The organism is Oscillibacter valericigenes, from assembly GCF_016902445.1.
Classification (GTDB): domain Bacteria; phylum Bacillota; class Clostridia; order Oscillospirales; family Oscillospiraceae; genus Oscillibacter; species Oscillibacter avistercoris.
Genome location: NZ_JACSNX010000008.1, coordinates 22,914 through 47,782, shown reverse-complemented (window position 1 = coordinate 47,782; position 24,869 = coordinate 22,914). Strand labels below are relative to the sequence as shown.

Sequence of the window (24,869 nt, the reverse complement as noted above, 5' to 3'; positions counted from 1 at the left end):
GCGCGAAAGTCTTTTTTATTACCGCCCAAACTTCAAACTACATTTTAAGGAGCGATCAACATGCTGGATATCAAAATCACCAAGACCACCAGTCCCAAGGAAAAGCCCGCGGACGAGAGCAAGCTTGGCTTCGGCAAAATCTTCACCGACCACATGTTCCTGATGGACTACACCGCTGGCAAGGGCTGGTATGATCCCCGCATCGTCCCCTATCAGTCCTTCTCTCTGGATCCCGCCTGCGTCATCTTCCACTACGCCCAGGAGATCTTTGAGGGCCTGAAGGCCTATCGGACTGCGGACAATACCATCCAGCTGTTCCGTCCCGAGTGCAATGCCCAGCGTCTCCAGGACTCCTCTGACCGGATGTGCATCCCCAAGATCCCGGTGGAGGACTTCCTGCAGGCCGTGAAGACCCTGGTGGAGGTGGATAAGTCCTGGGTGCCCCACACCGACGGCGCCTCCCTGTACATCCGCCCCTTCGTCTTTGCCACCGACGTGGGCATGGGCGTCCACGCCAGCCGGAACTACACGTTCTGCATCATCTGCGCACCCTCCGGCGCCTACTATGCCGAGGGCATCGACCCCGTCCGTATCTATGTGGAAGATGAGTATATCCGCGCCGCTCCCGGCCTGACCGGCTTCACCAAGTGCGGCGGCAACTACGCCGCCTCCATCAAGGCCGGCGAGATGGCTGAGGAGCAGGGCTTCGCCCAGGTGCTGTGGCTGGACGGCGTGGAGAAGAAGTACGTGGAAGAGGTCGGCTCCATGAACATCATGTTCAAGATCGACGGCAAGATCTACACCGCCCCCTGCACCGGCACGGTGCTGCCCGGCGTCACCCGCCGCTCCATCATCGAGCTGCTGCGCGACTGGGGCTATGAGGTCTGCGAGGAGCATGTGGCCATCGCCGACATCATGAAGGCCGGCCACGACGGCAAGCTGGAGGAGGTCTTCGGCACCGGCACCGCCGCCGTCGTCTCCCCGGTCAAGGAGCTGGACTGGAAGGGCGACAAGGTGTTCATCAGCGGCGGCAAGATCGGCGAGCTGACCCAGAAGCTGTACGACACCCTCACCGGCATCCAGTGGGGCAAGATCCCCGACACCAAGGGCTGGATCGTCCCCGTCTGCAAGGACTGATTTCCCGGATCCACCAAAACACAAACACGCGGAGCCATCTGGCTCCGCGTGTTTTTTCTTTTCAGGCCTCATACCGCCGCAGGATCTCCGCCAGCGTCTCCGCCGGGATCTCTCCGATGGAGCGGATGGGCGCCGGGTCCTGGTCATAGGGTGCGATGGGCCTTTCAAACCAAGCCACATCGTGCCAGGCGCCGCACTTGTAGCCGGCGCTGTGATAGGTGCCCAGCTTGTGGAACCCCATGGTCCGGTGGAGCCCCTCGCTCTTCTCGTTTGGCAGGGTGACACAGCCATAGACCGTGCGGATGCCCTGGAGGCGGAGGATGTCCATCAGGGCGCTGTACAGCCGCCGGCCCACGCCCCGTCCGGTGCAGTCCCGGTCCAGGTAGACGGACAGCTCCGCGTTCCACTGATAGGCCGCCCGCTCCGCCTGGCGGTGGGCGTAGGCATAGCCCCTGATCCGCCCGTCCTCCTCCCACACCAGATAGGGGTACGTTCCCCCGAAGGCTGTGATGCGCCCGGCAAACTCTTCCTCTGAGGGGAGCACGCACTCAAAGGTGGTGGGGGTGTCCAGATACTGGCCGTAGATCGCCAGCAGGGCGGCACTGTCCGCCGGTGCGGCAAACCGAAATCCCATGACTGCCCCCTCAGGTCTTGGCGTGGATCTGTGCCCCGCACTTGGGGCAGGTGATGATGATCTTACCCTTGCCCACCGGCACCCGGCAGATGGTCTTGCAGTTCTTGCAGGTGAAGTACTTGTGGGCCTTGTCGGCGTGGCGGGCCCTGGCTCCCTGCTGGCTGCTCTTCATCCGCCAGATCCAGCTCATCCACCGCTGGTTCTCGCCCCGGCGCTTGGTGAGATTGCGGGAAAAGATCCGGAACAGAGCGTAGACCCAGGCGGCGATGGACACCAGGTACAGCGCATTGCCCAGCCAAAGCAGGTGCGGCGCAACCAGCATGGAGATCAGATCCAGCACCAGGCTCCCCACCACGATGACCAGACTCAGCTGATCCACGCCGTTGCGGCCGTACATGAACCGTGCCAGCGCGTTTCCGATCTTTTGGAACACTCCCATATTTTGAGGACTCCTTTTTCCCGGCAGTCTGAAACCGCGCGGGTTCTTTTTCTCCCTATTTTACACGCAAGCGGCGGAATGCACAACCTTTCCCGGCAGGAATTTACAAATTGGTCATTTATTTGTTTTGTTCAAAGTGCTATACTGTGTACGTTGTAAAAAAACACCCAAAGGAAGTGCTGTATCATGGCAAAGAAACAGTTCAAGGCGGAGTCCAAGCGGCTGCTGGACCTGATGATCAACTCCATCTACACCCACAAGGAGATCTTTCTCCGGGAGATCATCTCCAACGCCAGCGACGCCTGTGACAAGCTGTGCTATCAGGCCCTGACGGACGATTCCGTGGGCATGAGCCGCAAGGACTTCAAGATCGAGATCAAAGCGGACAAGGAACAACGGATCCTGACCGTCAGCGACAACGGCATCGGCATGGACAGGGAGGACCTGGAGAACAACCTGGGCGTCATCGCCTCCTCCGGCTCCTATCGGTTCAAGCAGGAGGTGGGGGACGACGCCAAGGACACCGACGTCATCGGCCAGTTCGGCGTGGGCTTCTACTCCGCCTTCATGGTGGCGGACCACATCACCGTGGTGACGAAGAAGTACGGCGCCGACACCGCCTGGATGTGGCAGTCCGCCGGGGCCGACGGCTACACCATCACCGCGTGTGAGCGTGACAGTGTGGGCACGGACATCATCATGCACATCAAGCCGGACACCGACGACGAGAAATACAGCGAGTTCCTGGAGTCCTGGCGGCTCCAGGAGCTGGTGCGGAAGTACTCCGACTACATCCGCTTCCCCATCCGGATGGAGGTCTCCAAGACCCGCCGGAAGGAGGGCAGCCCCGACGACAAGCCGGAGTATGAGACGTATCAGGAAGAGGAGACGCTGAACTCCATGGTGCCCATCTGGCAGCGCCGCAAGTCCAGCGTGAAGCCGGAGGAGTACAACAAGTTCTATCGGGACAAGTTCCACGACTACGCCGATCCCCAGAAGGTCATCGCCGTGTCCGCCGAGGGCGCCGTCACTTACAAGGCACTGCTGTTCATCCCCGGCGCCACACCCTTCGACTACTACACCAAGGAGTATGAGAAGGGCCTGCAGCTGTACTCCAACGGCGTGCTCATCATGGACAAGTGCGCCGACCTGCTGCCGGAGCACTTCCGGTTCGTCCGGGGCGTGGTGGACTCCCCCGACCTGTCCCTGAACATCTCCCGGGAGCTGCTGCAGCACGACCGGCAGCTGAAGGTCATCGCCTCCAACCTGGAGAAGAAGATCAAGAGCGAGCTCGCCAAGATGCTGAGGGACGACCGGGAGGGCTATGAGAAGTTCTGGAAGAACTTCGGCCGGCAGCTCAAGTACGGCGTGGTGGCGGAGTACGGCGCCCACAAGGACCTGCTGCAGGATCTGCTGCTGTTCTACTCCTCCACAGAGAAGAAGCCCGTCACCCTGGCGGAGTACGTCTCCCGGATGAAGGAGGACCAGAAGTATATCTACTACGCCGCCGGCGACAGCCTGGAGAAGATCGACAGGCTGCCCCAGACCGAGGGCCTGCGGGAGTCCGGCACGGAGATCCTCTACTTCACCGAGGAGGTGGACGAATTCTGCGCCCAGATCCTCCACACCTATCAGAACAAGGAGTTCCGCTCCGTCCTGGACCAGGAGATCGAGGAGGGCGCCGAAAAGAAGGCCGAGGAGGCCGCCGGCGCCCACAAGGCCGCTTTCGATTTTGTGAAGGAGACCCTGGGGGACCAGGTGAAGGAGGTCAAGGCCAGCGCCCGCCTGAAGTCCCACCCCGTGTGCCTGACGGCAGGGGAGGGCCTGAGCTTCGAGATGGAGAAGTACTTCCAGGCGGTCCAGCCGGACAGCGCCATCCGCGCCGAGCGCATTTTGGAGCTGAATGTGGACCACCCCGCCTTCCAGGCCCTGGAGGCCGCCGTGACGGCGGACCCGGAGAAGGCCAGGAAGTACGCCACGCTGCTGTACGACCAGGCCCTGCTGATCGCCGGCCTGCCCCTGGAGGATCCCTCCGGCTACACCGACCTGGTATGTGAGCTGATGAAGTGACCCGGATATGAGAAATCCCCGTGCCGGAGCATCCGGCACGGGGATTTTCTGTCTTTCGCACTACTGCCGCTCCACCAGCCGCTGATAGTGCTTGTACAGAGCGGAAAACCGCCCCTGATAGCTGCGGTTCCAGGGCTTGCGCTTGCCGCAGAAGTGGAGCAGGGAGGTGTGGTCCATCACCCAGTCCATGTCCTTCTCTCCCTGGCTCACCAGAAGATAGCGGTCGAACCGCCGGGCGTCGTAGTTCCACAGGCTGTCATCCACCCCCAGGATCTGCCCGCCGTAGAGGCCGTTGAGCACGTCCTGGTCCGGCAGCAGCAGGATGTCGGCGTGCTCCCGGGCGTAGTCGAAGATGTCCGCTGGCCGGACCTCCCGCCGCATGGCGGTCAGGTCCATCAGCAGCACGCCGGAGTTGTAGTAGGCCTCCGCCTCGTAGTTCTCCAGCCGCAGCCGATTCACCGGGTCCGTGATGCCAGCCAGCAGGCCCGTGTGGGTGGCGGCGGCCATCAGGTCTCCCTCCAGGTCCGTGTCATACAGGGCGCGGACGGGATTGATCACCAGGATGTCCGGGTCCAGATACAGCACCCGGTCCAGAGACCGGGGCAGCAGCTCCGCCGCCAGCAGCCGGTAGTACATGGCCCGGGTCCAGTACCGGGCCACCGGCGCGTCGGCGAACAGATCCGCCGGCACCTCCACCGGGTGGATGCGCCCCCGGCCGGCGCAGAGCGCCTCCAACCCCGCCCAGTCCTCCGGGCGCAGGCCGTCTCCGATGGTGTAGATGTCAAAGGTCTCACGGGGATCATTCCGCAGCAGAGAGCCCAGCATCACCCGCAGAGGCGGGAGATAATTGCGGTCCAGTGTCACCAGAATGTTCATGTGGACAAGTCCTCCTATCCGTTGGTCCGGGCCGTGTCCCGGTAATAGGCCACCAGCAGGTCCACCACCGTCCCGTAGGAGCGGATGCCGTCGGCCTGTCCGTACCCCTTCAGGATCGTGTCGTAGAACTTCTGGCTGGCGTCTGCCGCCGCGCCCTCAAAGGACGCCCAGTAGGCGTTGTTATATGCCAGATCCGCCCGCACCGTGTCCGGCAGACTGTCCCGGATGGCCTGCCAGGCCTCCGGGTCCGCCCGGTACAGGGCATTGCCCAGGTGGATGTACCCCATCAGCCAGCCGGAGTAGGCGTACACCGGACTGCCGCTGGTGGTGGAGGCCAGCACCGCCAGGAAGTTGCACTCCTGCTCCGAGGCGATGCCCCGCTGGTGAGACAGCTCGTGGGCGATGGTGGAGGGGATCAGGCAGGCGGGGGCGTCCACATTGATGTTGGACTCCCCGGTGAAGGCAAAGTAGACGCCGGTGAAGTTCATGGCGCTCATCAACCTGGAGAAGAACATCCGCTTGGGCACCTGGTCCTCAAATTCCAGGAAGGAGAACAGGTCCTCCGCCCCCTCATAGATATCCGTGCTCTCGGCAAAGATGCCATCCAGAGAGACGTCGAAAAGCCCGTTCTCATCCCGGGGCACCTGATCGGCGGTCTCCGCCAGATTTTCCGCGAACCACGCGGTCACCGCCGTCAGATCCGGGAGCGATACCTCCTCCGCCCGGATGCCGGACCGGTCCTGGAAGGTATCCGTGTAATAGCACACCCCCCACAGCAGGCAGGTGGCGGCGCAGATGCTCAGTCCGGCACAGGCCGCCCCCAAAACCGCGCTGCAGGCCCGGCGCTTCCGCCGTCCCCTGGCCCGGACCACCGCCGCGATGCTCCACACCACATAGGCCAGCACGAGGACGGCCGCCAGGACATACAGCACCTCCATCACAGAGAAGGAGAGCCGATCGCACAGGCTGCCCAGAGCCCGCCGGATCGGGGCGGACACAACGCGCTCCCACGCATTCATCCACTGCCTGTGCCCCCGGGCCAGCAGGAAGGCCGCCAGCAGCATCAAATCTGCCAGCAGCCAGATATGCAGTTTTCGATGGGTTTTGAAAAATGTCATGCTCACTCCGCTGCCGCCAGCAGCTGCTTGGTATAGTCCGCTTTCGGGTGGTCGAAGATGTCGTCCACCGTGCCCTGTTCAATGATACGGCCCTCCTTCATCACCAGCACCCGGTCGCAGAGCTGGTACACCACGTTCAGATCATGGGAGATGAAGAGGTAGCTCAGGTCCAGCTCCCGCCGCAGCGCCCGCAGCAGGTCCAGGATCTGGGCCTGAATGGTCACGTCCAGGGCGGACACCGGCTCGTCGGCAATGAGGAACCGGGGCCGCTGGATCAGGGCTGCGGCGATGGACACCCGCTGCCGCTGTCCGCCGGAGAGCTCCGCCGGTTTTGCCGCCAGACACTCCTCCGGCAGGCCCACCCGGTCCAGCATCTCCCGGACACGGCGCTTCCGCTCCGCCCCGTCGTACTTGCCATAGATCCGCAGGGGCTCCTCCAGCGTCCACGCCACCGAGTAGGCGGGGTTCAGGGCGCTGAAGGGGTCCTGGAAGATCATCTGGGGCCGTTTCGTATAGTGGATCACCTGGCCCTGGTCCGGCTTCACGATGCCCAGGATGGTCTTGGCCAGGGTGGACTTTCCGGTGCCGGACTCGCCCACCAGACCCAGGATCTCCCCATGGCGCACGTCAAAGGTCACGTCGTGGAGGACCTCCTGATAGGGCCCCTTTCGAAACACGCCGCCGGCGCGGTAGCCGCTGGTGACATGCTGGACAGACAGCACCAGCTCCTGCTCGCTCATGGTGTCTCCCCCTTCCGGTGCCGGGTGGGAATGGCGGCGATCAGCCGCTGGGTGTAGGGGTCTTGCGGGTGGTGGAACACCGTCTCGATGTCCCCCTCCTCCACCAGCACGCCCCGCTGCATCACCGCCGTGCGGGTGCAGAGCTTCCGCACCACGTTCAGGTTGTGGGAGATGAACAGCATGGAGATGCCGGACTCCCGGTTCAGCTTTTTCAGCAGCTCCAGGATCTGGGCCTGGATGGTCACGTCCAGGGCCGTGGTGGGCTCATCCAGCAGCAGCAGACGGGGCCGGGCCACAATGGCCGCGGCGATCATGGCCCGCTGCAGCATGCCGCCGGAGAGCTCGTGGGGGTACTTCCGGTACACGCCCTCCGGGTCCGGCAGCTCCACCGCCGCCAGGGCCTCCAGAGCACGGCTCCGCCGCTCCTCCCGGGAGAGGTCCGTGTGGATCCGCAACACCTCCTCCACCTGGCGGCCGATGATCATCAGGGGGTCCATGGCGCTCATCGGCTCCTGGAACACCACGCCGATGTCCTTTCCCTGGATCTTCCGCAGCAGACTGCGATCCGCGTGGAGCAGCTCCACGCCGTCCAACAGGATCTGGCCGGAGAAGTCGCACTGCTTCCGGGGCAGCAGCCCCGCCACGCTCATGGCGGTGACGGACTTGCCGGAGCCGGATTCGCCCACCAGGCCCAGGATCTCCCCGTCGCGGATGGTCAGGGACACGCCGGCCACGGCCTCCCGCTGCCGGGTGTGAAATTTTACATGCAGGTCTTGGATCTCCAGCATCAGGACACCTCCCCGCCCCGGCGCTGCAGCCCCTCGCCGATGAGGCCCACGCCGAAGATCAGCAGCACGATGGCGCCGCCGGTGCCCAGAGCGTACCAGGGGGCGCTGGTCAGCATCCCCTGTGCCTCCGAGAGCATATAGCCCAGGGAGGCGTCCGGCGGCGTGACGCCGATACCCAGATAGCTCATGGACGCCTCCGCCAGCACCGCGTTGTTGAAGCCGATGGTGATGGCCGGCAGCAGCACCTGCATGGTGTTGGGCAAAATCTGCCGCACCAGGATGCGGCCGCTGGAGGCCCCCATCAGCCGGGCGCTTTTCACATAGTTCACATCCCGCAGGGCGGCGAAGGCGGACCGGGTCACCCGGGCAAAGCTGGGGATGAACACCAGCCCCAGGGCGATCACTACATTGTATTTGTTCCCCGGCCCCAGGATGCTGATGAGCACCAAAGCCAGCAGAATGCTGGGGAAGGCCGTCATGGCGTCGTTGAAGCGCATCAGCGCCTCGTCCACCAGACCGCCGAAGTATCCGGTGCAGGCTCCCACCGCCGTGCCGCACACCGCGCCAACAGCCACGGTGCTCACCGCGATGAGGAAGGTGGTGCCCGCGCCCCGGAGGACCCGGCTGAAGATGTCCCGGCCGAAGCTGTCCGTCCCCAGCCAGTGGGCCAGGGAGGGCCCCTCCAGCTTGGGACCTGCCATCAGGGCGTCCGGGTCATAGGGCGTCCACACCAGGCCCGTCAGGATCAGCGCCGCCATGAAGCCGGTGAGGATCAGCCCCGCCAGGAGATATCCGTTCATCTTCCGTCTCATGACGCACCTCCCAGCCGCAGGCGGGGGTCGATCCGCTGATTGACGATGTCCGCCGCCGTGCCCGCCAGCACCACCCAGAAGGCCAGGATCACCACGATGGCCTGCACCACCGGATAGTCCCGGTTGGAGATGGAGGACACCAGCAGCCGCCCCAGCCCGGGGATGGCGAACACCTGCTCCACCACGATGCCGGCCGCCACGATCTCCGCCATGGTCTGGGCCAGGAAGGTCACCACCGGCACCAGGGCGTTGCGCAGCACGTGGCGCCGCAGGACGCCGGAGCGGTCATTGCCCCGGGAGATGGCGGTGCGGACATAGTCCTTCCGCATCTCCCCCTGGATGGTGGAGCGGAGCATCCGCACCGTCATGGCGATCCGGGGGACGGCAATGGCCACGGCGGCAAAGAACAGATATTGGAGCGCCCCGGCCGGGTCCGTTCCCAGATCCGGGAACTGGCCGTGGACGAACCAGTGGAGGGTGATGCTGAACAGCCAGGAGATGAGGATGCCGGTGAAAAACGGCGGCACCGCCATGCACAGCTGGTCCAGCACCGTCCCCACGGCGTCTCCCAGCCGGCTCCGCCCCCGGGAGGCCCACAGCCCCACCGGGACGGACACCACGGCGATCAGCAGGAAGCTGATGAGGCTCAGCCACAGGGTAATGCCCACCTTGGGGGCGATCAGCTCCCACACCGGCTGGCTGTAGCTGTAGGAGGTCCCCAGGTCCCCGGTGAAGAACCCCGCCAGCCAGGAGACATACCGCACCAGGAAGGGCCGGTCCAGTCCCAGCTGGGCCTCCAGCTCCGCCACCCGGTCCGGCGTGGCCTGGGTGCCCAGCATGATCTCCGCGGGGCTGCCGGAGATCAGATCAAAGGCCGCAAATGCCAGAAAGGAGACGATGACCATGGTGACCAGCAGCATCAAGATCCGCTTGCATACGTACTTCATGGCATCATCTCCCCTCCGGGACCGCGGCAAACGCTCTGCCGCGCATGGAACTTATGCGGTGTAATGGACCGTGGACAGGTCCATCACGTAGATGGGATAGAACTGATATCCCTCCAGGCCGTTCCGCAGGACCACCAGGTCCGCCAGGTCCTGGATGTAGACGTTGGCGGCGTGCTCTGTCAGGTTCCGCTCCATCTGCTTGTAGAGCTCTGTCTGCTCCGCGTCGTCCGCCGCGGCCTGGGCCTGCTGGAACAGGGCGTCATAGTCCGCGTTCTGATAGTTGATAAAGTTGTCGTCCGCCGTGGAGACGAACCGCTCCAGCAGGGCCCGGGCGGTCATGTTGGAGGCGTCCACGCCGATCACCGTGGACTGGAACTGGCGGTTGGTGTAAGTCTCATCCACCCAGGTCCCCCAGTCCACCGGCTGGATCTCCGCTGTGATGCCCACCGCCCGCAGCTGTTCCACCAGCACGGTGGCGGTGTCGATGTGGGGCTGGTAGTTGGAGGGGACCGTGATGGTCATGGAGAACCCGTCAGGATACCCCGCCTCCGCCAGAAGCTCCCTGGCCAGGTCCGGGTCATAGGAGTAATAGTCTGTCAGGTCCTCCACAAAATATTTCTGGAAGGCCGGATACATGCTGGAGCCGATGGGGCTGCCGTACCCGTCAAAGGCCAGATCGATGATCTGCTGCTTGTCCACGGCATAGCACAGGGCCTGCCGCACCAGCTCGTTGTTGAAGGGCTCCACGGCGTTGTTCAGGTACAGGGCCTGTACCAGGTTCATGGTGCCCTCCAGCACCTGGAAGTCGTCCCCCAGCTGGGCCACCTGGGTGCTGGTCAGGTGGGCGAACATGTCGATGGCCCCGCTCTGCAGGCTCATCACCAGGCTGTCCGCGTTCTCGATGATCCGGAAGGTCACCTTGTCCAGCTGGGCCGGGGTGCCCCAGTAGCCGTCGAACCGCTCCAGGACGATGGAGTCCTGGGCCGTCCGGGACACGAATTTGAAAGGCCCGGTGCCCACGGGGGCAGTGGCCTGGTCCGGATAGTCCTCCGGCAGGATGGCCAGGGTCAGATAGGACAGGAACTCACTGTCCGGCTGATCCAGGGTGATGGTCAGTGTGGTGCTGTCCGCATCCATGCTGGAAATCGCAGAAAGCGCCGGGATCAGGGGCGTGCCCTCTGAATCGTCGGCGCAGCGTTTGATGGAATATACAACATCCCGCATCTCTACCGGATCGCCGTTGTGGAACTGTACCCCTTCCCGCAGGGTGAAGGTGTACGTGGTCTGATCCTCAGAAATCTTGTAATGGTCAGCGACCGCGGGGATCAACTCTCCCTCGGGGGTGGGCTTCACCAGTCCCTCGAAGACGTTGAACATGACCTCCTTGGTTCCTGCCGCCACCGCAAGGTGAGGGTCAAGACTCTCGTCCAGGTCCTGCGCGATGCCCACCACGATCTCATTCGCCTGGGCCCGCGCTCCGGTAGAGCCGTCCGCTGTCTGTCCGTCCTCTGACGCCTGCTCTGTGCTGCCGCCTCCGCATCCGGTGAGTGCGGCGCTCAGGAGGCCCGTCAGAAGAAGGAGTGCCAATAGCCTCTTCTTCATGGTTTTCTCCTTTGCATCACTGCTCATTTCGAGTCAGTGTTGGGCGGAAGCTGTCCGCCCTGACAGAAATGTTCGGCTCTATTCAATTTTATCAGGAGCCTTGCGGGATGCGTTATTTTTATAACGTTCTCCCCGCCAGGGTGTATTGTACACGAACGGCCCTGGGATTGCAAGGCTTTTCCCAAAAAAAGTGCCGGGCGCGCCGGGGTGCGAAAAGTTCATAGTTCCTCCATATTTATGCAATTGAATTCTGCCGGGTGCCGTGCTATACTATTTTGCATTCTGTTTGATGAAACTGTCCACCGGGAGGTGTCCCATTTGCAGGAAAAAAAGCTGCTGTTCATTCTCAATCCCCGGGCCGGGCGCAACAAGCCCCACGGCCCGCTGTTCGACGCGCTGGCCATCCTCTCCGGCGCCGGCTATCTCATCCGGATCCATGAGACCGCCGCCCCGGAGGATGCCGCCGAGACTGTGGCCCGAGAGGGGAAGTCGTATGACCTGATCGTTGCCGCCGGCGGAGACGGGACCCTGAACGAGGTCATCTCCGGCCTCATGCGGCTGGACGCCCCCCCGCCTCTGGGCTATCTCCCCCAGGGGACCACCAACGACTTCGCCTCCAGCCTCCAGATCCCCCGGGACCCGGCGGCGGCCGCCGAGCGGATCGCCCAGCGGAATGTCCGGGCCCTGGACATCGGCCAGTGGAACCAGCGGAGCTTCATCTACGTGGCGTCCTTCGGCGCCTTCACCCGCAGCTCCTACGCCGCCTCCCAGGCGGCCAAGAACGCCCTGGGGCACTTTGCCTATATCCTGGAGGGCATGAAGGATCTCAACACCCTCCGCCCTTATCACATCCGCCTCACCGCCGACGATGAGGTGCTGGACGGGGACTATCTGTTCGGCGCCGTGTGCAACTCCACCTCCATCGGCGGGCTGATGAAGCTGGACCCCGAGCGGGTGGTGCTGGACGACGGAAAATTCGAGATGCTGCTGGTCCGCAGTCCCAAGACGGCCATTGACCTGCAGAACCTGGTGCTGGCCCTGCTGAACCAGCAGTACGACAGTCCCGGCCTGGTGTTCCGCCACGTCTCCTCCCTCCGGCTGGAGACGGAGGAGGAGCTCCCCTGGTCTCTGGACGGGGAATACGCCCCCAGCGTGCCGGTGGTGGAGATCTCCAACCGGCAGCGGGCGCTGAGGATGCTGCTGTGAGAGAGCTGGAGAGCCTGCGCCGCCACTACGGCGGCCATATCCCGGGCCTGCTGGGAGCCCGGCACAGCTATGCCGTCCTGTGCCCCCTGGTGGAGCGGCCGGACGGCCTGCACCTGCTCTACGAGGTCCGCGCAGCCGCCCTCCACCGTCAGCCCGGGGAGGTCTGCTTCCCCGGCGGCCGCATGGAGGCGGGGGAGACCCCGGAGCAGTGCGCCCTCCGGGAGACGGAGGAGGAGCTGGCCATCCCCCGGCGGGAGATCGAGATCCTGGGCAAGCCGGACTTCATCTGCAATCAGGCCGGGTTCCTCATGCAGCCGGTGCTGGGCCTGGTGTCCGCCGCCGGCTTTGCCGCCATGGCCCCCTCCTCTGCGGAGGTGGGGACCACGTTCACCGCCCCGCTGTCCTTCTTCCGCCAGACCCCGCCGGAGCAGTACGCCTATGCCCTGCTGCCGGAGGTGCCGGGGGACTTCCCCTATGAACACGTGGGCATCCCCGCCGACTACCGGTGGGACCGGGGACGGGTGGAGATCCCCATCTGGTACTGGCAGGGCCACGCCATCTGGGGCATGACGGCCCGGCTGACCCAGGACATTGCCCGTCATCTGGAATAATACCCAGCAGGGGGCCGGAGCGATGCTCCGGCCCCCTGCCGTATCTTCATCACGTCCCCAGAAACTCCGGGTCATATCCGATGTCTTTTTCCCAGGCCCGGCCGTCATCCGCCGGGGAAAAGCCGAATTCCCGGCAGAATCGCTCCGCGGCCTCGGTCTCCGGCGCCGGCAGCCGCAGCCGGTCCCGGCCCAGGGGGCGGTAGTGCATCACCGCCTGTCCGATGAACTGCACGCCGTAGCCCCGGCGCCGCCACGGCTCCGCCACCGCCAGCAGCGGGATCCAGCCGCAGCCCTCCGCGGCCTCCCGGCCTTCGTCAAAGGCCACCGCTCCAACCGGCGTCCCGTTCAGATATCCCGTCAGCACGGCGGCGCATGCCGGCAGGTCCGGCGTCCTTCCGGCGCAGGCGGCGGGAAATTCCGTCAGCTCCGGCGGCAGCGGCTCGAAATACAGCCCCGGCTCCAGGCCGTTGGCCCGCTTTTTCAGCGTCAGCCCCCGGGTGCAGGCGGGGTCCGTCAGGTGGCGGGCGTCGTCCCGATAGACCACCTCGATGTCCGCTCCCTCCGCCCGCAGCAGAGACACCGCCGTGTTGCTGCCGGTGGGTGTCCGGCCCAGCTCCTCCAGCGGGATCCCCTGCAGCGCCGCCAGCGTCAGCCGGATGGCGCACCCGTGGGAGAACACCGCCACCGTCCTCCCGTCGTTGGCCGCCGCGATCTCCCGCACCGCGGCCAGCATGCGGGCCTGGACTGCCTGGGGCGTCTCTGCGCCCTCCACGTGCCACAGGTGCAGCCGGCGGTTAAAGTCCTCCAGCTGCTCCGGGTCCCGCCGGGCGATCTCGCCCCAGGTCTTCTGCTCCCAGACGCCCACGCAGATCTCCCGCAGATCCCGCCGCCGGTGCAGGGGCAGCCCCTTGGGCCTGTAAATGGCGCTGGCGGTGGCGCAGGTGCGGTAGAGGTCGCTGGCATACACCGCATCCACGGGAATTTCCGCAAAGCGGCGCTCCAGCGCCCGGATCTGCTGCCAGCCCAGGTCCGTCAGGATGCTGTTGTCCTGTCCCTGGGCGATGCGGTACAGGTTTCCCTCCGCCTCTGCGTGGCGGATCAGATAGATCGTGGTCATGGTTCCTCCCTTGGGCCGGGCCCGTTTTCATGGTTTTTTTCATTATACCGTGTATAACGGTTTTTGGCAAATGAGGCCGCGGTTTTTTCCCGGAAAAGAGGCCATACTACGCCCAGGCCGCAAAGGAGTGACTGATCATGAGATTATGTACCGGATTTTGGGTCGGTATGGGCGCCGGGATCATGGCCGGCGCCGCTGTGGGAATGATGCTGCCCTACGGCAGGGACCCCATGAAAACACAGGTGGGGAAAAGTATCCACAAGCTGGGTGTCGCCGTGGACCATGCCGTGGACAGCATCGTTTCCGAAATGCGCTGAGGCGCGGGGAGGAGGGCTGCGGCCCTCCTCTTTTTTTCAAAATCCGTTTTTTCCGTTTTTGGGGGGTTGACTTTTCAAAAAGCTCTGGTATAATAATAACGCTGTCGATTTTGGCAGTGTACAATGGAAGCCTGTGTGAAACTGGATCAGCCATGGAGAAGTCGCCTAGTTGGTCGAGGGCGCATGATTGGAAATCATGTAGGCCCCTAAAGGGTCTCGAGGGTTCGAATCCCTCCTTCTCCGCCAAAAGAAACCCTGAAACCGCAATGGTTTCAGGGTTTTTCTCCGCCGTGTTTCCCTTATTTTTCCTCTTGCGGCCGCCAAAACGGCGCAAAAGGACACAGCGCCCCGGCCTGCTGGCTGGGGCGCTGTCACTTTACAAGAAGGTCACTCCCGGAACTCGCCGATGACCGTCACCTGGCTGCTGTCGACCTTTCCCAGCCGCAGAGGCGCCGCGATCACAGACTTCAGCGGGGTCTCCGTCTCAAACAGCGGACGCAGGTCCATGTCCTCGATGGCCGGGATGTACTTCCCGTTGTGGCATCCGAACAGGATGCGGTGAGCCTGTTTGGACAGCTGGTTGGCGGGCGTCCCCACAGAGAGGAAATCCAGCCCGATGGCCTTCAGATCCGGAAAGGTCTCCACCAGATACCGGCACACCTCCGGGGTGAGAAAGGCTCCCTGAGCCTCATAGACACGGGGCTGCGTGTCCCGGATCTTGCAGAGGCCCGTCTTCAGCAGCAGCAGATCCGCCGCCCGGATGGCCTCCTCCCAGGGCTTCAGGTCCTCCGGGACGATGCCCTCGCCCGGATCCTTGGGCACATCCGCCGCTGCCACGCGGTCAAAGCAGAAGTACTCCATGGGGAGCTCCATCAGCCGGGGGCCGTCGGGATTGAAGTGAGCGGGGCCGTCCATATGGGTCCCGTGGTGGTTGGGCAGCGTTGTCTTAAAGGAGTTGTACCCGTTTTGCCGGATGCTTGTGTCCTGCTCGATCCTGACGGTGGGCTCTCCCGGCCAGACGACGCTGTCCTCATCCAGAAGATAGGAGAGATAGACACGTTTGCCCATATATCTGCACCCCCTTTAGTGCTCTACCTTTTCAGCAATGACATTGAGGTCCTCATCATACAGCTTAACGCCGTTCTTTTCCTCCTTAGTCCAGCCGAGGCCAAAATGAATCGTCAGCAGGGTCACAACTGCCAAAACCATGCAATAGAAGTTGTTGCCCACTACAGCCAGAGGAGAAATCCCCGCAAAGGAGGCGCACAGCAGAACTTGGGCGCTGTAAGGAAGCATGCCCTGAACGATACAGGAGAAAATATCCAGAATCGACGCTACCCGCTTTGGAGAGATGTTGTGCTCTGCTGCCATCGGCCTGCACAGGGGCGCTGCCATGATGATTGCGATGGTATTATTCTCCATGGCGACATCAAACGCGGAAACCATGGCTGCCATGGAGTACTCCGCGCCCTTCCGGGACTTGACATTGCGGGTCATCTTGTGGACGACCCAATCCACACCGCCCAGCTCCTGAACAACGCCGATCACACCGCGCAGGAACAGCGCAAAGAAGCTGATCTCAAACATATCGGCCATGCCCGTTCCAACGGCCTGGGCCATTTCAACAAAGGTAAAGCTGCTGGTCCCAAATCCGATCACCGCCGCTACAACAACGCCGGAGATCAGCAGGATAAATACATTGAGGCCCAGCAGAGCGCCCGCCAGAATGAAGATGTAGGGAACCACTTTGATCAGGCTGTAATCATACGACTCGGTGATCGTAGATGTGCCGCTTCCCACGATCACGAAGATGATGATTGCGATGACCGCGGATACACCGGCAATGGCGCCGTTCATCTTGAACTTGTCCCGCATCTCGCATCCGGCACCGCGGGTGGCAGCGATGGTGGTGTCAGAGATCATGGACAGGTTGTCGCCGAACATGGCGCCGCCCAAAACGGCTGCCATGGCGGTCGCCATGGAAACGCCAGACCCATCGGCAACCGCGAAGGCGATCGGTCCGACGGCAGAGATTGTGCCCATGCCGGTCCCCATTGCAGTTGCGATCAAGGCGGAAATAATAAAGATACCAGCGCAGAGAAACTCATGAGGGACCAGACTGAGGCCCAGATTTGCCGTTGCGTCGACGCCGCCCATCGCCCGCGCGACACCGCAAAACGCTCCGGCCAGAAGGAATACAACGACCATCATGATCGTGTCTTTGTCAGCCGCGCCGGAGCAGAACGAATCCATTCGATAATCAAGGGACCGTTCTTTGCCGCCCATCAGCAGACAGACCAAAAGGGCAACGACCAGGGCAAAGGTTCTCGGGATCTGCTTAAAGGCCTCGCTTCCATAGCCAAGCGCTGTGAAAAGAATTCCGGAACCCAGGTAAACAATCAGGAAGGCTGCCAGGGGAAGAAACGCGGATAGTCCATACTTCTTTCGGGTATTATCTGACATGAGATTTCTCCTTCCATCTATTATTTAGTTTTCAAACAAGAATCAAATCGCGGCGAACGCCTGCTCGAAGTCCGCGATCAGGTCCTTCGCGGACTCCAGGCCCACGGACAGGCGGATCAGGCCGTCCGTGATGCCGGCCGCCAGACGGTCCTCGGGGGAGACATTGGCGTGGGTCATGCTGGCGGGATGCTCGATCAGGGAGTCGGGGTCGCCCAGAGAGACAGCAATGGCGGGGATCTTCAGGCTGTTCAGCAGCTTCTTGCCTGCCGCAAAGCTGCTCAGGCCCTTGACGTCGTCCTTCAGCTCGAAGCTGATCATGCCGCCGTACATGCCGTTTTCCATCTGCCGGCTGGCCAGCTCATGCTGGGGATGGCTCTCCAGCCCGGGATAGTACACCGCCTTCACATAGGGATTTGCCTCCAGATAGCGGGCGATCTCCATGGCGCTGGCGCAGTGCTGCTTCATCCGCAGGGCCAGGGTCTTCATGCCCCGCAGCACCAGATAGCTGTTGAAGGGAGAGGGCGGGCAGCCGTTGATCTTGGTCACGCTGTTGGCGCGGATCAGCCTGATGTCGTCCGCCCGGCCGATGACCACGCCGCCCAGGGCGTCGCCGTGGCCGTTGATGTACTTGGTGATGCTGTGCAGCACGATATCGGCGCCCAGCTGCAGCACATGCTGCACCGGGGGAGGGGCGAACGTGCCGTCCACCACCACCCGGATGTCGGCTCCGGCGATGTCCTTGATGGCCCGGACGTCCGTCACCTTCATCATGGGATTGTTGGGGGTCTCGAAATAGATCATCTTGGTGTTGGGCCGGATGGCGGCCTTCACGGCCTCCAGGTCGCCGGTGTCCACGCGGGAGACCTCCACGCCCATGCCGGGCAGATTGGTGGTGGCCACGTAGTTGGTGCCGCCGTAGACCGCCGTGTCAAAGATGGCGTGGTCGCCGGGGTGCAGGAACGCAGTCATCACGGAACCCACAGCGCCCATGCCGGAGGCCGCCGCCACCGCGTCCTCGCCGCCCTCCATGGCGGCGCATTTCAGCTCAAAGGCCCGGGTGGTGGGGTTGCCGCCGCGGGAGTAGACGAAGCCGGGGATCTGGTTGGCAAACTTTGCGGCGCCCTCTTCCACCGTTTCAAAGCAGAAGGTGGACGTCTGATAAATCGGAGTGGCAAGGGAGCCGTAAGCCTTGTCCGGCTCCTGTCCCGCGTGGATGATCAGGGTCTCAAAATCTACATTTTTCAGATCAATCTTGCTCATATGAACCCTCCTCAATGGTTGCACCGTACTTATCAGATAGCAGATATCAGATGTCTTGGATATTTAAAACAATACTCTTGTCTGCGCAGATCTGTCAATTTGCAGATGAGCTAAAATCAAAAAAAGTTTTTGTGCAAACCCTCCAGTAGCCGGTCCAGCTGTGCAGATGCTTTCGATCATTCTGACTTTTTGCAAGATCGATTGCATTTTGGACAGTTCCGTGATAAAGTACGATTATAAGAGATCCAAGGGATCAAAAAGCCTCCAGAGGCCGCTCCTTTTTTCAGGGGCGATTCCGTCGTCCCAAAAGCGGCCGGGGCAGGGCAGGGGGATCTTGCAGTATGGAAATGAAGCCGAAAAGGACCAGAAAGAGCCTTTCCAAGCAGGTGATGGAGTCCATCGAAAAAATCATCCTGGACCAGAAGCTCCAGCCGGGAGACGCGCTGCCCACCGAGCAGCAGATCTCCGAGGAGCTGGGCGTCAGCAAAAGCAGTGTCCGGGAAGCCATCAAGATGCTGGAGGCCCTGGGCGTGGTGGAGATCCGCCGGGGACTCTGCACCGTCATCAGCGAAAATCCGGAGCAGGGCTATCTGAACGTCTTTCTGTCCCACCTCTATCTGCTCAGCGGCAGCGCAGAGGAGCTGCGGGAATTCCGCAAGATCATCGAGGAGGCCTATACCACCCAGGCCATCGCCACCGCCACGGAGGCGGATATCACGGCGATCCGGGAGGCCCTGGAGCAGTTCCGCGCCCGCTGCCGGGACGGCACGCTCACCGTGGACGATGATCTCCGCTTCCACAACCAGATTCTGCAGGCCACCCACAACGCCTTTCTGATTTCCATGGGGACCGCCCTCAACGCCCTCTTCCGGGACAGCATCGGCGCCTCCATCCGAAAATACCCGGAGGTGGCCCTGGCGGACCACGAGAAGATCTTTGCCGGCATCCTGCAGCGGCGGGCTGAGCTGGCCGCCGAAGCCATTGAGGAGAGCGCCGACCGCTGGTCCCTCTCCCTGCCCCGGATCGAGAACTCCCTGTTATGAATCCATACAAAACGGCATTGTGCGGCTTGTGCACAATGCCGTTTTCTGTCTCCGTCTGTCATTCTCTTCTTGACAGGCGGTCTTTTTGTGCTAAGATTTAGACATCAGATGTCTTATGTTTCAAAATTCTAATCCAACAGAATCGGGAGGTCTTCACAAATGGGCAAGGTCTATTACGATAAAGACGGCGATATCAACGTGGTGCGGGATAAAGTTGTCGCCATCATCGGATACGGCAACCAGGGCCGCTCTCAGGCGCTGAACATGCGGGACTCCGGCGTCCAGAACATCATCGTGGGCAGCATCCACGACGCGTCCTGGAACACCGCCAACGAGGACGGCTTCCACACCTATTCCATCGCCGAGGCGGCCAAGAAGGCCGATATCCTGTTCCTGCTGCTGCCGGACGAGGTGGCTCCCGAGATCTATGAGCGGGACATCGCCCCCAACCTGCATCCCGGCGCCGCGCTGAACTTCGCCTCCGGCTACAACATCACCTACGGCTTCATCAAGCCGGCTGCGGATCTGGACGTGATCATGGTGGCTCCCCGCATGATCGGCAAGGGCGTGCGGGAGACCTATGAGAACGGCACCGGCTTCCCCACCTTCCTGGTGGTGAATCAGGACGCCACCGGCCACGCCAAGGAGATCGCCCTGGGCCTGGCCAAGGCGCTGGGCTCCACCAAGGCCGGCGCCATCGAGGTGACCTTCAACGACGAGACCTATCTGGACCTGATGAGCGAGCAGGCCATCTGGCCCCTGATCATGAACGTGTTCGTCACCGCCTTTGACTTCTATCAGGAGAAGGGCCTGCCCGCCGAGGCTGTCCTGACGGAGATGTATATGTCCAAGGAGCCCATGGTGATGATGGAGAAGATGGCCGACATGGGCCTGTTCAAGCAGCTGCCTCTCCACAGCCGCACCAGCCAGTACGGCCAGATGTCCCGCTTCAAGATGGTGGACAACACCTCCATGCGGGCCTTCATCGAAGAGCAGTACGACCGCATCGTGGACGGCTCCTTCGCCAAGGAGTGGGAGGATGTCAAGGCCGACGGCATGAAGGAGTTCGACGAGCTGCGGGCCGAGACTGAGAAGCTGCCCATCTCCGTCGTGGAGGCGGAGGTCCGCAGAAACCTCTCCGGCGGCAAGGATGCCTGATCCCCGCGGACGCACGGTCAGATCCCTTTTCTTTCCCCGCACATATGACACACACCGAAAAGCCAGGCGGATGTCCGCCTGGCTTTCCCTTTCCCGCCGCCCCCGCCGCCGGGACGCCATCGGCTGGGAATTTCACGTCAGGTCCTTGTGATGCTTCCTGAAATATGGTATTTTGGATATATGACATCCAGGCGGAACGGAGGAGACTGGTCCATGTTCATTCTGAGTGAGACGTCCCGGGAAATGCTGGCGATCTTTTTGATCGCGGTCACCGGCTATCTGATCGGCCGGGTCCACATCAAGGGGATCAGCCTGGGCTCTTCGGGCATCTTTCTGGCGGGGCTGCTGTTCGGGCACTTCGGCGTCTCCATCTCCCCCTCCATCCAGACGCTGGGCCTGCTGCTGTTCATCGCCTCCGTGGGTCTCAGCGCCGGGCCGACGTTTTTCCGCCAGCTGCGGACCAACGGCAGGGCCTATATCCTCCTCTGCATCACTGTGGCGGCGGTGGGCGCCGTGACCTGCGGCGCCATCATCCTGCTGGCCCATGTGGACACGCCTCTGGCTGTGGGCATGATGGCCGGCGCCTTCACCACCTCTCCGGGCCTGGCGGCCGCCCGGGAGGCCGTCGCCGGAGAAGCCGCGGCGGCCAGCGTCTCCGCCGGATACGGCATCATCTATCCCGTGGGAGTGGTGTGCAAGGTCCTGTTCATCCAGATCCTGCCCCGGCTGCTCCACGCGGACATGGCCTACGAGCGGACGCTGATCGGCCCCCCGCCCGCCGCCGAGGCTCCCGCCGGCCGCAAGTCCTTCCGCATCGAAAAATGGGGCTTCTTCGCCTTTTCCCTCACCGTGGTGCTGGGCGCACTTCTGGGGGCTGTTTCCATCCCCCTGCCGGGGGGCGGTGCCTTCTCCCTGGGGACCGCCGGCGGCCCCCTGATCGTGGGTCTGCTGGTGGGGCATATCGGCCGCGCAGGCCCGGTGGACCTGCGGCCCACCCCCAGCCTCTTCGGCCCGCTCAAGGAGATCGGCCTGATCCTCTTCTTTTCCTCCGCGGGGGCGGAGGGCGGCCAGCGCCTGGCGGAGATCCTGGCCGAGTATGGCCCCAGCCTGATCCTGTACGGCGCGCTGCTGGCCATCATCCCCATGACAGCGGGCTATTTCGTGTCCCGGAAGCTGCTGCGGCTGCCGCTGCTCAACGGTCTGGGCTCTCTCACCGCCAGCATGACCAGCACGCCGGCCCTGGCGATGCTGGTGGAGCTCTCCGGCACGGACGATGTGGCGGCGCCCTACGCCACCACCTATCCCATCGCCCTGATCACCCTGGTGCTGACCATGCAGGTCCTGGTGAATCTGTGACATCCATCTGTTCTTCTGACAGGCAGTACCCCCGGGAGCCTTCCGGCTCTTCCGGGGGTCTTTCATTCAGCCGCCCGGGCCGGCGGCGCCCTCCGCAAAGTTTTACCTGCCCTTTACCGGCACAGGATAGTGCCGGCGCCGAACTTCGCCTATACTGGAGTCAGACAAGATCTGGAACTGTTCGGGAGGTGCGGCGGATGAGCCCCAGTCGTTTTGGCAGCCGTCAGCCTCTTCCTGCGCCGGAGCCGGCCTGTGCCCTGAGCGGCCATGCCGGCGCCGGCGCTTCTGCGCGCCGGTCCGGCGGCCCGCGCCGCCGCGGGCCGCCCGGCCGATCCTGATCAGAAAGGTAGAATGACCATGCAGAAAACTTACGTCCTGGATACCAATGTGCTCATGCAGGCCCCCTATGCCCTGGAGTCCTTTGAGGACAATCACATCGTTCTGCCGCTGGCCGTGCTGGAGGAGCTGGACGGCCTGAAGCGCGCAGAGGGAGAACCGGGCAGCAATGCCCGACAGGTGATCCGCTTTCTGGAGCAGCTCCGGCGGCAGGGGAATCTGCTGGAGGGCGTGCCGCTTCCGGGCGGCGGCTCGCTGCGGCTGGAGGTGAATCACATCGCGGTGCCCCTGCCGGACGGCATGGATCCCTCCAGCCGGGACGGGCGGGTCCTGAAGGTCTGCAGGGGCCTGCTGGAGGAGGGGACCCCTGCCACACTGGTGACCCGGGACATCGTGTCCCGGATCAAGGCCCAGATGATGGGCGTTCCGGCAGAGGACTTCACCACCGATCAGGTGCCCAGCAGCGCGGCCCCCTATACGGGGCGGGCCGATGTGTACGTGCCCAATGAGCTGCTCGCTTCCTTCCGGAAAAAGGGGCTCCCGGCGGGGGACCTGTACACGGTGGGCCAGGACGGCGCGCGGCAGCCAGTGCGCCTGACGGAAAATCAGTTCCTGCTGCTGCGCTCAGACGTATCGGAAAAAAAGACCATGCTGGGCCGTTTCCACGGCGGGCGGGCAGTGCCCCTTGTCCACGGCGGCGCCCGCCCCTTCGGCGTCAAGCCCCGGAGCGTGGGGCAGCAGTTCCTGCAGGAGGCGCTGCTGCTGAGCGCCGACGAGGCTCCGCTGGTGATCGCCAAGGGTCCGGCGGGAACGGCCAAGACTTTTTACACCCTGGCCGCCGGTCTGGAGCAGGTGCTGGAGGCGGAGGAGCGGACCTACCGCAAGATCCTGGTCTGCCGGCCCAATGCCCAGTTCGACCAGGACATCGGATTCCTCCCCGGCAGCGAGCAGGAGAAGATCTCCCCGCTCCTGCGCCCCATTGTGGACAATCTGGAGATCCTGCTGGACCTGGACGGTAAAAAGGAGAAGCGCACCGAAGAGGAACTGCGCAGCCGCATCGACTATCTGTTCACCACCGGCGTCATTACAGCCGAGGCCATGAATTTCATGCGCGGCCGCTCCATCACCGACACCTGGCTGATGATCGACGAGGCGCAGAACCTGACGCCCCGCCAGGTCAAGGGCATCATCACCCGGGTGGGGCGCGGCACCAAGGTCATCCTGCTGGGCGATCCCGCGCAGATCGACCATCCGCTGCTGGATGAGCAGAGCAACGGCCTCAGCTATGCGGCGGACCGGATGCGGGGCAGCCCTCTGTGCGTGCAGCTGACCATGCTGCCGGACGAGTGTGAGCGGTCCGAGCTGGCTCTGGATGCGGCCATGCGGATGTGAGATACCGCCTCAAATCTGTTTTATATTCTTGCCCGTTCCGGGAAAACCGTGTATAATGAACATACCACGACGAGCGGGCGGATACCCGCAGCGACGATCAACTAGGGAGGTCTTTCCATGCAGTTCACTAAAGAGGTCAAGGTCCAGGTCCCCGACGGTCTGCACCACCAGACAGCAGCCACTTTTATCCAGACTGCAAACCGCTTTTCCAGCCTGATCCGCGTGACATACGGCACCAACAACGTCAACGCCAAAAGCCTGCTGGGCGTGCTTTCCCTCTCCATCGGGATGGGGGCGCTCGTCACGCTGACGGCAGAGGGGGATGACGCAGAGGCTGCCGTCTCCGCGCTGGAGCAGTGCCTGCTGGGCGCCTGATCCGGCCCCTGAACATACAAAAACGGCCGTCGGCTAAAAAGCCGGCGGCCGTTTTGTGTTTCGGAAGATCCGCTGTTCAGCCTGCGTACACACCCTGCAGGGCACCATCTGCGCCCACGGTAAACGTCAGCGCGCTGTGCGGCGGCGGCACCGTGCCGTCCGGCCCCGGCGGGCAGTCGGAAAAGAACAGCTCCGCCCCGCTGTCCGCCATCATCCGCAGGATGCCCGGCTCCGCGCTGTTGTAGCGCCGGTCGCTGGAGGCGCAGCACACCACCGCCTTGGGGGCGATCCGCTGGATCTGGGGGCGGGAGATCCCGTCCCGCTGGCCGTGATGGCCCACCTTGAACAGGTCCGCCCGCAGATCCTCTTCCGCAAGACTGCCGTATCCCATGCAGTTGGTGTCTCCGGGCAGCAGGATGCGGGTGCCCCGGTACTCCAGCAGCAGGATCAGGCTGTAGTTGTTCATGGCGGCGTCCAGACGGTCCAGCTTCCGCCAGAAGGCGTCCTCGTCCGCCTCCCGGTACAGCTCCCGGCAGAGATCCTCCAGCTGGCGGGCCCGGATGGGGGAGGGGCCCAGCACCCGGACCGTCAGATCCCTGCACGGATGCAGCACCGTGCCCGCGGCCAGCGTCAGCTGCGGGCAGCCCTGCGCCTGCAGCCGCCGGCAGAGGGTCTGATAGTCGTTGAGCGCGCAGAGGAACTTTCCCCGGGAAATGGTCAGCCGCTCCGCCGGGACCTCCAGCTGGCGCATGGCCCCGGGCAGATCTCCCGGCAGCGTCTGCCAGAAGGTGCCGGGGCGCAGGCGGTCCGCCACAGGCAGCAGGCCGCAGAGATGGTCCTCATGGACATGGGTGGCCGCCATCACATCGATGTGGTCCACGCCCCGCAGGGAGAGATACTGGTCCAGGGGGATGCGGCCAGTGCCGCTGCCCTGGTACTCCTCCGGCTCGGCGCTGCCGCCGTCGATCACCATGACGAATGTGCCGCCGGGAAAGGCCGGGTCCGGACACTCCAGGACCATGGCTTCGCCATAGCCCACATTGACAAAAGTCAGCTTCAGTTCTTCCATAGG

24 protein-coding genes and 1 tRNA gene are annotated in these 24,869 nt (G+C 63.2%); 11 read left to right on the top strand and 14 right to left on the bottom strand.

Annotated features, from left to right (window positions below; translation table 11 throughout):
- Positions 1-60: 60 nt before the first annotated feature.
- A complete protein-coding gene (locus tag H9X91_RS07470; RefSeq protein ID WP_204803983.1) occupies positions 61-1,137 on the top strand; it encodes a branched-chain amino acid aminotransferase in 1,077 nt (358 codons plus the stop codon).
- A 61-nt stretch (positions 1,138-1,198) separates the two neighbouring features.
- Here the strand turns inward: H9X91_RS07470 and H9X91_RS07465 are convergent, their stop codons facing one another.
- Entirely contained in the window at positions 1,199-1,771 is a 573-nt protein-coding gene (locus tag H9X91_RS07465) for a GNAT family N-acetyltransferase (protein ID WP_204803982.1), read from the bottom strand.
- A 10-nt stretch (positions 1,772-1,781) separates the two neighbouring features.
- Positions 1,782-2,210: a ribonuclease P Rpr2/Rpp21/SNM1 subunit family protein gene (locus H9X91_RS07460; protein WP_204803981.1), complete on the bottom strand. Its 429-nt coding sequence runs from the start codon at positions 2,208-2,210 to the stop codon at positions 1,782-1,784.
- 186 nt (positions 2,211-2,396) lie between these two features.
- Here H9X91_RS07460 and htpG point away from each other — a divergent pair, with 186 nt between their 5' ends.
- On the top strand, positions 2,397-4,280 hold the full coding sequence (gene htpG, locus H9X91_RS07455) for a molecular chaperone HtpG (RefSeq protein ID WP_204803980.1): 1,884 nt from the start codon (positions 2,397-2,399) through the stop codon (positions 4,278-4,280).
- A gap of 60 nt (positions 4,281-4,340) precedes the next feature.
- On the opposite strand, the gene H9X91_RS07450 is transcribed toward htpG, so the two are convergent.
- The 7 genes from H9X91_RS07450 to H9X91_RS07420 are packed head-to-tail and all read right to left on the bottom strand — an operon-like array spanning position 4,341 to position 11,163.
- Complete coding sequence (locus H9X91_RS07450; protein ID WP_204803977.1) at positions 4,341-5,156, bottom strand: glycosyltransferase family 8 protein; 816 nt, start codon at positions 5,154-5,156, stop codon at positions 4,341-4,343.
- A 14-nt stretch (positions 5,157-5,170) separates the two neighbouring features.
- A complete protein-coding gene (locus H9X91_RS07445) occupies positions 5,171-6,274 on the bottom strand; it encodes a DUF3810 domain-containing protein (protein ID WP_204803975.1) in 1,104 nt (367 codons plus the stop codon).
- A gap of 2 nt (positions 6,275-6,276) precedes the next feature.
- Positions 6,277-7,014: an ABC transporter ATP-binding protein gene (locus H9X91_RS07440; protein WP_204803973.1), complete on the bottom strand. Its 738-nt coding sequence runs from the start codon at positions 7,012-7,014 to the stop codon at positions 6,277-6,279.
- Positions 7,011-7,802 carry an ABC transporter ATP-binding protein gene (locus H9X91_RS07435; protein WP_204803971.1) on the bottom strand — a complete coding sequence of 264 codons (792 nt, stop codon included), beginning with the start codon at positions 7,800-7,802 and terminating at the stop codon, positions 7,011-7,013. Before H9X91_RS07435 ends, H9X91_RS07440 begins: the two co-directional genes overlap by 4 nt.
- Positions 7,802-8,614 (bottom strand): ABC transporter permease, encoded by an 813-nt coding sequence (locus tag H9X91_RS07430; RefSeq protein WP_204803969.1) that lies wholly within the window; start codon positions 8,612-8,614, stop codon positions 7,802-7,804. Before H9X91_RS07430 ends, H9X91_RS07435 begins: the two co-directional genes overlap by 1 nt.
- Positions 8,611-9,561: an ABC transporter permease gene (locus H9X91_RS07425; protein WP_204803968.1), complete on the bottom strand. Its 951-nt coding sequence runs from the start codon at positions 9,559-9,561 to the stop codon at positions 8,611-8,613. Before H9X91_RS07425 ends, H9X91_RS07430 begins: the two co-directional genes overlap by 4 nt.
- A 51-nt stretch (positions 9,562-9,612) precedes the next feature.
- Positions 9,613-11,163 carry an ABC transporter substrate-binding protein gene (locus H9X91_RS07420; protein ID WP_204803966.1) on the bottom strand — a complete coding sequence of 517 codons (1,551 nt, stop codon included), beginning with the start codon at positions 11,161-11,163 and terminating at the stop codon, positions 9,613-9,615.
- A 309-nt stretch (positions 11,164-11,472) separates the two neighbouring features.
- On the opposite strand from H9X91_RS07420, the gene H9X91_RS07415 reads away from it, so the two are divergent.
- Both H9X91_RS07415 and H9X91_RS07410 read left to right on the top strand, forming a co-directional pair.
- A complete protein-coding gene (locus H9X91_RS07415; protein WP_420850734.1) occupies positions 11,473-12,369 on the top strand; it encodes a diacylglycerol/lipid kinase family protein in 897 nt (298 codons plus the stop codon).
- Complete coding sequence (locus H9X91_RS07410; RefSeq protein WP_295692178.1) at positions 12,366-12,980, top strand: NUDIX hydrolase; 615 nt, start codon at positions 12,366-12,368, stop codon at positions 12,978-12,980. Before H9X91_RS07415 ends, H9X91_RS07410 begins: the two co-directional genes overlap by 4 nt.
- 49 nt (positions 12,981-13,029) lie before the next feature.
- Here H9X91_RS07410 and H9X91_RS07405 read toward each other — a convergent pair whose 3' ends face one another.
- Complete coding sequence (locus H9X91_RS07405; RefSeq protein ID WP_204803963.1) at positions 13,030-14,097, bottom strand: bifunctional histidine phosphatase family protein/GNAT family N-acetyltransferase; 1,068 nt, start codon at positions 14,095-14,097, stop codon at positions 13,030-13,032.
- Between the two features lie 137 nt (positions 14,098-14,234).
- On the opposite strand from H9X91_RS07405, the gene H9X91_RS07400 reads away from it, so the two are divergent.
- Positions 14,235-14,414, top strand: coding sequence for a hypothetical protein (locus H9X91_RS07400; protein WP_204803962.1), 180 nt, complete (start codon positions 14,235-14,237; stop codon positions 14,412-14,414).
- 154 nt (positions 14,415-14,568) lie between these two features.
- Positions 14,569-14,660: transfer RNA gene (locus H9X91_RS07395), tRNA-Ser, on the top strand.
- 141 nt (positions 14,661-14,801) lie between these two features.
- Here H9X91_RS07395 and H9X91_RS07390 read toward each other — a convergent pair.
- From H9X91_RS07390 to H9X91_RS07380, 3 genes are read right to left on the bottom strand one after another with little or no spacing between them, the layout of a single operon-like run.
- The gene (locus H9X91_RS07390; RefSeq protein ID WP_204803961.1) at positions 14,802-15,482 is read right to left on the bottom strand and encodes a cyclase family protein; all 681 of its coding nucleotides are present in this window, start codon (positions 15,480-15,482) and stop codon (positions 14,802-14,804) included.
- A gap of 15 nt (positions 15,483-15,497) precedes the next feature.
- Positions 15,498-16,877, bottom strand: a complete 1,380-nt coding sequence (locus tag H9X91_RS07385; RefSeq protein WP_204803960.1) for a Na+/H+ antiporter NhaC family protein — start codon at positions 16,875-16,877, stop codon at positions 15,498-15,500.
- A 42-nt stretch (positions 16,878-16,919) separates the two neighbouring features.
- A complete protein-coding gene (locus H9X91_RS07380) occupies positions 16,920-18,137 on the bottom strand; it encodes a trans-sulfuration enzyme family protein (protein WP_243414479.1) in 1,218 nt (405 codons plus the stop codon).
- 341 nt (positions 18,138-18,478) lie between these two features.
- On the opposite strand from H9X91_RS07380, the gene H9X91_RS07375 reads away from it, so the two are divergent.
- The 5 genes from H9X91_RS07375 to H9X91_RS07355 all read left to right on the top strand — a co-directional run bounded on the left by H9X91_RS07375 (position 18,479) and on the right by H9X91_RS07355 (position 23,797).
- Positions 18,479-19,180, top strand: a complete 702-nt coding sequence (locus H9X91_RS07375) for a FadR/GntR family transcriptional regulator (RefSeq protein WP_204803959.1) — start codon at positions 18,479-18,481, stop codon at positions 19,178-19,180.
- Between the two features lie 159 nt (positions 19,181-19,339).
- A complete protein-coding gene (gene ilvC / locus H9X91_RS07370; protein WP_204803957.1) occupies positions 19,340-20,338 on the top strand; it encodes a ketol-acid reductoisomerase in 999 nt (332 codons plus the stop codon).
- A gap of 213 nt (positions 20,339-20,551) precedes the next feature.
- Complete coding sequence (locus tag H9X91_RS07365) at positions 20,552-21,694, top strand: aspartate-alanine antiporter-like transporter (protein WP_204803955.1); 1,143 nt, start codon at positions 20,552-20,554, stop codon at positions 21,692-21,694.
- Positions 21,695-22,051: 357 nt separating this feature from the next.
- Complete coding sequence (locus tag H9X91_RS07360; RefSeq protein ID WP_204804044.1) at positions 22,052-23,422, top strand: PhoH family protein; 1,371 nt, start codon at positions 22,052-22,054, stop codon at positions 23,420-23,422.
- Between the two features lie 117 nt (positions 23,423-23,539).
- Positions 23,540-23,797 carry an HPr family phosphocarrier protein gene (locus H9X91_RS07355; protein WP_204803953.1) on the top strand — a complete coding sequence of 86 codons (258 nt, stop codon included), beginning with the start codon at positions 23,540-23,542 and terminating at the stop codon, positions 23,795-23,797.
- Between the two features lie 76 nt (positions 23,798-23,873).
- Here H9X91_RS07355 and H9X91_RS07350 read toward each other — a convergent pair whose 3' ends face one another.
- Positions 23,874-24,866, bottom strand: a complete 993-nt coding sequence (locus tag H9X91_RS07350; protein ID WP_204803951.1) for a ComEC/Rec2 family competence protein — start codon at positions 24,864-24,866, stop codon at positions 23,874-23,876.
- Positions 24,867-24,869: the final 3 nt, after the last annotated feature.

Bases quoted from the DNA above. Each gene is read 5' to 3' on its own strand.
- H9X91_RS07420 (WP_204803966.1), bottom strand. From the start codon at position 11,163: ATGAAGAAGAGGCTATTGGCACTCCTTCTTCTGACGGGCCTCCTGAGC.
- H9X91_RS07440 (WP_204803973.1), bottom strand. From the start codon at position 7,014: ATGAGCGAGCAGGAGCTGGTGCTGTCTGTCCAGCATGTCACCAGCGGC.
- H9X91_RS07400 (WP_204803962.1), top strand. From the start codon at position 14,235: ATGAGATTATGTACCGGATTTTGGGTCGGTATGGGCGCCGGGATCATG.
- H9X91_RS07390 (WP_204803961.1), bottom strand. From the start codon at position 15,482: ATGGGCAAACGTGTCTATCTCTCCTATCTTCTGGATGAGGACAGCGTC.
- H9X91_RS07470 (WP_204803983.1), top strand. From the start codon at position 61: ATGCTGGATATCAAAATCACCAAGACCACCAGTCCCAAGGAAAAGCCC.
- H9X91_RS07365 (WP_204803955.1), top strand. From the start codon at position 20,552: ATGTTCATTCTGAGTGAGACGTCCCGGGAAATGCTGGCGATCTTTTTG.
- H9X91_RS07360 (WP_204804044.1), top strand. From the start codon at position 22,052: ATGCAGAAAACTTACGTCCTGGATACCAATGTGCTCATGCAGGCCCCC.
- H9X91_RS07460 (WP_204803981.1), bottom strand. From the start codon at position 2,210: ATGGGAGTGTTCCAAAAGATCGGAAACGCGCTGGCACGGTTCATGTAC.
- H9X91_RS07350 (WP_204803951.1), bottom strand. From the start codon at position 24,866: ATGGAAGAACTGAAGCTGACTTTTGTCAATGTGGGCTATGGCGAAGCC.
- H9X91_RS07435 (WP_204803971.1), bottom strand. From the start codon at position 7,802: ATGCTGGAGATCCAAGACCTGCATGTAAAATTTCACACCCGGCAGCGG.
- H9X91_RS07380 (WP_243414479.1), bottom strand. From the start codon at position 18,137: ATGAGCAAGATTGATCTGAAAAATGTAGATTTTGAGACCCTGATCATC.
- H9X91_RS07405 (WP_204803963.1), bottom strand. From the start codon at position 14,097: ATGACCACGATCTATCTGATCCGCCACGCAGAGGCGGAGGGAAACCTG.
- H9X91_RS07445 (WP_204803975.1), bottom strand. From the start codon at position 6,274: ATGACATTTTTCAAAACCCATCGAAAACTGCATATCTGGCTGCTGGCA.
- H9X91_RS07465 (WP_204803982.1), bottom strand. From the start codon at position 1,771: ATGGGATTTCGGTTTGCCGCACCGGCGGACAGTGCCGCCCTGCTGGCG.
- H9X91_RS07425 (WP_204803968.1), bottom strand. From the start codon at position 9,561: ATGAAGTACGTATGCAAGCGGATCTTGATGCTGCTGGTCACCATGGTC.
- H9X91_RS07355 (WP_204803953.1), top strand. From the start codon at position 23,540: ATGCAGTTCACTAAAGAGGTCAAGGTCCAGGTCCCCGACGGTCTGCAC.
- H9X91_RS07385 (WP_204803960.1), bottom strand. From the start codon at position 16,877: ATGTCAGATAATACCCGAAAGAAGTATGGACTATCCGCGTTTCTTCCC.
- htpG (WP_204803980.1), top strand. From the start codon at position 2,397: ATGGCAAAGAAACAGTTCAAGGCGGAGTCCAAGCGGCTGCTGGACCTG.
- H9X91_RS07450 (WP_204803977.1), bottom strand. From the start codon at position 5,156: ATGAACATTCTGGTGACACTGGACCGCAATTATCTCCCGCCTCTGCGG.
- H9X91_RS07375 (WP_204803959.1), top strand. From the start codon at position 18,479: ATGGAAATGAAGCCGAAAAGGACCAGAAAGAGCCTTTCCAAGCAGGTG.
- ilvC (WP_204803957.1), top strand. From the start codon at position 19,340: ATGGGCAAGGTCTATTACGATAAAGACGGCGATATCAACGTGGTGCGG.
- H9X91_RS07430 (WP_204803969.1), bottom strand. From the start codon at position 8,614: ATGAGACGGAAGATGAACGGATATCTCCTGGCGGGGCTGATCCTCACC.